Genomic DNA, 4,101 nt, shown 5'->3' with positions numbered 1-4,101 from the left:
GCCGACCGTGAAATGCGCGCAGGGCCCGGTGACGGCGGCGTGGTTCTCCAGCACCCAGACCTCCTGGCGCGGCATCCCCATGCCGACCAGCAGGATCTGCGGCTTGAAGGCGTTGATCGCCTCGACCACGGCGGCGTTCTCGCTCGATCCGGGGCTGGCGTCGAAATAGCCATGGTGCACGGCGAGCTCGACCCCTGGCCAATCGTTCAGGATTTTGTCGCGGGCCGTCTCGGCCACGCCAGGGGCTCCGCCGACGAAGAACACCCGCCAGCCCTCATCCCGGGCCCCCGCCCAGAACACGTCGCGCCAGTCCAGATAGGTGCAGCGGTGGAAGCGGCGGCTGGAACGCCCGATCAACCGGGCCCAGAGGAGCAGCGGAGTGGAGTCGACCTCGACCAGATCGGCGGCCTGGAAGAAGTCGCGAACGGCGGTCTGGCGGCGTGACAGGTAGAGGCTGTGGAGGTTGTGATTAGCGATGATCGAGGACTCGCCCCGCGCCAGGCGGCCGGCGACGAAGTGGAAGACCTCTTCGGGCCGCACCAGGTCCATGGCCGCGCCGAGCACGCTGACGCGCTCCTCCGGACGCCGCTTGAGACGGAACGGGCGGGCGGCGCTCTGCGCCAGGACGGCGGTCTGGACGACCTCGGACATCTGCGGCCTCCATCAGGATCCTGCCGCAGAATGAGCCCGACGCCGTAAGCATCCCGCTAAGTTTCGTCCTTAGCGGGGGTTAACCGTGTCCGGTCGCCCCCGCCCGGGGAGATCAGTCGATGGTCACCACGACCTTGCCCATGGCCTTGCGGCTGGCGAGGTGGGCGATGGCGTCCCCGGCCCGCTCCAGCGGAAAACGCTCGGAGACGTGCGGCTTGATCTTGCCCTCGGCGTAGAGGCCCATCAGGTCCTTGACGTTCTGGGCGTGGCCCTTGGGATCGCGGGCCACCGAAGCGCCCCAGAACACCCCGACGATGTCGCAGGATTTCAGCAGGGTCAGGTTCAACGGGATCTTGGGAATGCCAGACGGGAAGCCGATCACCAGGAAGCGGCCGCCCCAGCCGGCGGCGCGGATGGTGGCTTCCGAATAGTCGCCGCCGACCGCGTCATAGGCCACGTCCCAGCCGTTGGGACCGCAGGCGTCCTTGATCAGATTGGCCAGGGCCTTCTGGCCGTCCTTGTCGAACGGGCCGCGCGGATAGATCACCCCGGCGTCGGCGCCATGGGCGATAGCCAGGTCGATCTTCTCCTGGCTGGAGGCCGCCGCGATCACCCGCGCGCCCGCCGCCTTGCCCAGTTCCACCGCCGCCAGGCCGACGCCGCCGGCCGCGCCGAGCACCAGCAGGTCTCGCCGGCCTTCAGGTGGCCGCGATCCTTGAGGGCGTAATAGGAGGTGCCGTAGGTCAGGATGAAGGCGGCCGCCTCGTCGAAGGGCATGTTGTCGGGAATGGCCGTGCAGCGGTTCTCGTCCAGGGCCAGCATCTCGGCCATGCCGCCGTGGCCGGTCGAGGCCAGCACCCGGTCGCCGACCTTGAAGCGGGTCACGCCTTCGCCGACCGCCGCGATCAGGCCCGAGACCTCGCCGCCCGGCGCGAACGGCCGCTGCGGCTTGAACTGGTACTTGTCCTCGATGATCAGCACGTCGGGATAGTTGACGCCGCAGGCCTTGACCGCCAGCAGCACCTGTCCGGGACCGGCCACGGGATCGGGCAGCTCCGACAGTTCCAGGGTTTCGGGTCCGCCGACCACCGTGCTGAGAACCGCCTTCATCTGTCTTCTCCCGTCTTTATTCGTTAAGAGCCGGGACGCTATCGCAGGGCGCGCGGCCAAGGAAGTCAAATGTCAAACAAACGTTTTAGTCTCGCCCTGCACGGCGGCGCCGGCGCGGCGCCGGGTCATGACTACAGCGTCGAGATCGCCCACATGGCCGGCCTGATCGAAGCGGGCCGCGACCGGCTGGCCGCCGGCGCCTTGGCCCTCGATGTGGCAGTCGAGACCGTCGTCGCCCTGGAGGCCAGCGGGCTCTATATCGCCGGCCGGGGCGCCTCCCCGAACGCCGCCGGCGCCTATGAGCTGGACGCCTGCCTCATGGACGGCCTGACCGCGCGGGCCGGCTCGGTCGCCGCCCTGCAAGGCTTCGAGAGCCCGATCCTGGCCGCCCGGGCGGTGATGGAAAAGACTCCGCACGTGATGCTGGCCGGCGAGGGGGCCATGGCCTTCGCCCGCGCCCAGGGCCTGGTGGAGATCGCTGACCCCGAGCGCTGGTTCACCCGGGCCGGGGCGTTCGAGACCAACCATCCTCCTGACCATCCTGTCGGCACGGTGGGCTGCGTGGTCCGCGACGCCGAGGGCCGGCTGGCGGCGGCGACCTCGACGGCGGGGGTGTTTGGAAAAATGCCGGGCCGGGTCGGAGACAGCCCGCTGATCGGGGCGGGGGCCTGGGCCGACGACGCCGTGGCGGTGTCCTGCACGGGCCAGGGCGAGTATTTCATCCGCACGGCCGTGGCGGTGCAGGTCGCGCACCGCATGCGGTTTGGCGGCCAGTCCCTGGCGGAGGCGACCGCCGCGGCCATTGCGGGCGTCGCGGCCCTGGCGGCGACGGCGGCTTGATCGCCGTGGATCGCGACGGCCAGGTCAGCATGCCCTTCGCCTCCGACGGCCTCAAGCGCGCCGCCCTGATGCCTGACGGATCGGTGTTCAGCGCCGCGTTCTGACGGGGCCCCGCGCCCTCAGCCCGGCGACCTGAGGGCCCCGCTGCCTCGCAAGCCGATGACGTACATCGCCACCAGGACAAGATTGGGCGCGACGTTCAGACTAAAGCCCGTCGCCACCGACAGGGCGCTGTCGATCACGAACCAGGTGGCCATGCCCATCGAGATGGCGCGCCACAGCGGACGACCCTGGTCGCCCAGGGCGATGGCCGCTCGGATCGTGGCGAACAGCGTGACCGCCCAGCCGATCGAGACCGCCCCCATGACCGCGAGGCTGAACCGCAGCACGGGATCAAAGACCGCTTCGCCCGGCCCTTTGAGACCCGCCAGCAACAGGCGTACCGGCCCGCTGGTCGCCTCGAACGCGCCGCCGGACAGCACCGCGCCGAAGATCGCGATCGAAAGGCACCAGACCGCGAACCACCCCGCCAAAAGCCGCTCATCGCCTTCTCCCCCAGGCTCATCACCGACTGATGCAACCCGTCGCGCTATCGCAGCCTGGCGGCTGTCCGGGGCGGTGGCAAGGGCGCTCTGGGCGCCTAGGGGGTCTTCTCGCCTTCCAGGGCGGCCAGCACGTCCGGGCGGCGCAGGGCCAGGTCGACCAGGCGTTCGATCAAGGCTTCCGGGCTTTCCAGGGCCAGGCCGTCGCGCAGGCGGGCCATGCGGGCCTGCGCGGCCTGCAGGCCGGCAGCGTCCAGGGCCTCGACCACCGCCGCGACGGCGACCTGGTGCTTGCAGGCCCCGAACTTGCCGAAGCCCGGACAGGTGCAGGCGCCGTCGGCTGGGGGGCGAAGCTGGACGACATAGAGGTCTCCGCCCTGGACATGGGCGGTGACCACGTCATCCTCGATCGCCACCAGGCTGACGGCCCCGGCCTCGGCCAAGGCGAGGCCGTTGGCGAACGAGCCTTCGCTCATCCGGTCGCGCAGGGCCGCGAGATCGAAGGATGTCGCCGTCATGCCTGATCCTCGATGCGATGGATGTCGTCGTCCGACAGCCCGAAATGGTGGCCGATCTCGTGGACCAGGACATGGCTGATCAGCTCGCCCAGCGAGACGTCGCCGCGCTCGCACCATTCGTCGAGGATCGGGCGCCGGTAGAGGAACACCATCGAGGGATGGGGGTGGGGATCGAGCACCGACCGATGGGCCAGATCGACCCCCTGATAGAGGCCGGTCAGCTCGAAGGGATCTTCGATGTCCATCTCGTCCAGCACCTCGTCGCTGGCGAAATCGTCGACACGGATGATCACGTCGCCCGACAGGTCACGAAAGGTGGACGGTAGATTTTCGAAGGCGCGGCGGGCCAGGAGGGCGAAATCGTCGAGAGTCGGCGCGGGGCGGTCGGTATGGGTCATGGACCTCAGATAGGCTGATCGCGCGTGCGCGCCAGGGCGCAT

At 69.5% G+C, this 4,101-nt stretch carries 4 protein-coding genes and 2 pseudogenes; 1 reads left to right on the top strand and 5 read right to left on the bottom strand.

From position 1 onward, the window contains the following. Both CSW58_RS12895 and CSW58_RS12890 read right to left on the bottom strand, forming a co-directional pair. On the bottom strand, positions 1-651 hold a 651-nt coding region (locus tag CSW58_RS12895), incomplete at its 3' end, for a WecB/TagA/CpsF family glycosyltransferase (protein ID WP_236627825.1). Between the two features lie 112 nt (positions 652-763). After that, positions 764-1,761: pseudogene (locus CSW58_RS12890) on the bottom strand (NADPH:quinone oxidoreductase family protein). A 69-nt stretch (positions 1,762-1,830) separates the two neighbouring features. Here CSW58_RS12890 and CSW58_RS12885 point away from each other — a divergent pair. Then, positions 1,831-2,705, top strand: a pseudogene (locus CSW58_RS12885) (isoaspartyl peptidase/L-asparaginase family protein). Positions 2,706-2,720: 15 nt separating this feature from the next. Here CSW58_RS12885 and CSW58_RS12880 read toward each other — a convergent pair. From CSW58_RS12880 to CSW58_RS12870, 3 genes are all read right to left on the bottom strand, one after another. Continuing rightward, the gene (locus CSW58_RS12880; RefSeq protein WP_099447555.1) at positions 2,721-3,134 is read right to left on the bottom strand and encodes a hypothetical protein; all 414 of its coding nucleotides are present in this window, start codon (positions 3,132-3,134) and stop codon (positions 2,721-2,723) included. 107 nt (positions 3,135-3,241) lie between these two features. After that, complete coding sequence (locus tag CSW58_RS12875) at positions 3,242-3,661, bottom strand: SWIM zinc finger domain-containing protein (protein ID WP_099447554.1); 420 nt, start codon at positions 3,659-3,661, stop codon at positions 3,242-3,244. Then, positions 3,658-4,059: a metallopeptidase family protein gene (locus CSW58_RS12870; protein ID WP_099446627.1), complete on the bottom strand. Its 402-nt coding sequence runs from the start codon at positions 4,057-4,059 to the stop codon at positions 3,658-3,660. Before CSW58_RS12870 ends, CSW58_RS12875 begins: the two co-directional genes overlap by 4 nt. Positions 4,060-4,101: the final 42 nt, after the last annotated feature.

This window comes from Caulobacter sp. B11, assembly GCF_002737765.1.
GTDB lineage: Bacteria > Pseudomonadota > Alphaproteobacteria > Caulobacterales > Caulobacteraceae > Caulobacter.
Note: the sequence above shows the minus strand (reverse complement) of the source record. Positions and strands in the feature narration are given on the sequence as shown.

What these genes read in the sequence shown, in the direction of transcription:
- CSW58_RS12870 (WP_099446627.1), bottom strand. Translation starts at nt 4,059, where the DNA reads ATGACCCATACCGACCGCCCCGCGCCGACTCTCGACGATTTCGCCCTC.
- CSW58_RS12875 (WP_099447554.1), bottom strand. Translation starts at nt 3,661, where the DNA reads ATGACGGCGACATCCTTCGATCTCGCGGCCCTGCGCGACCGGATGAGC.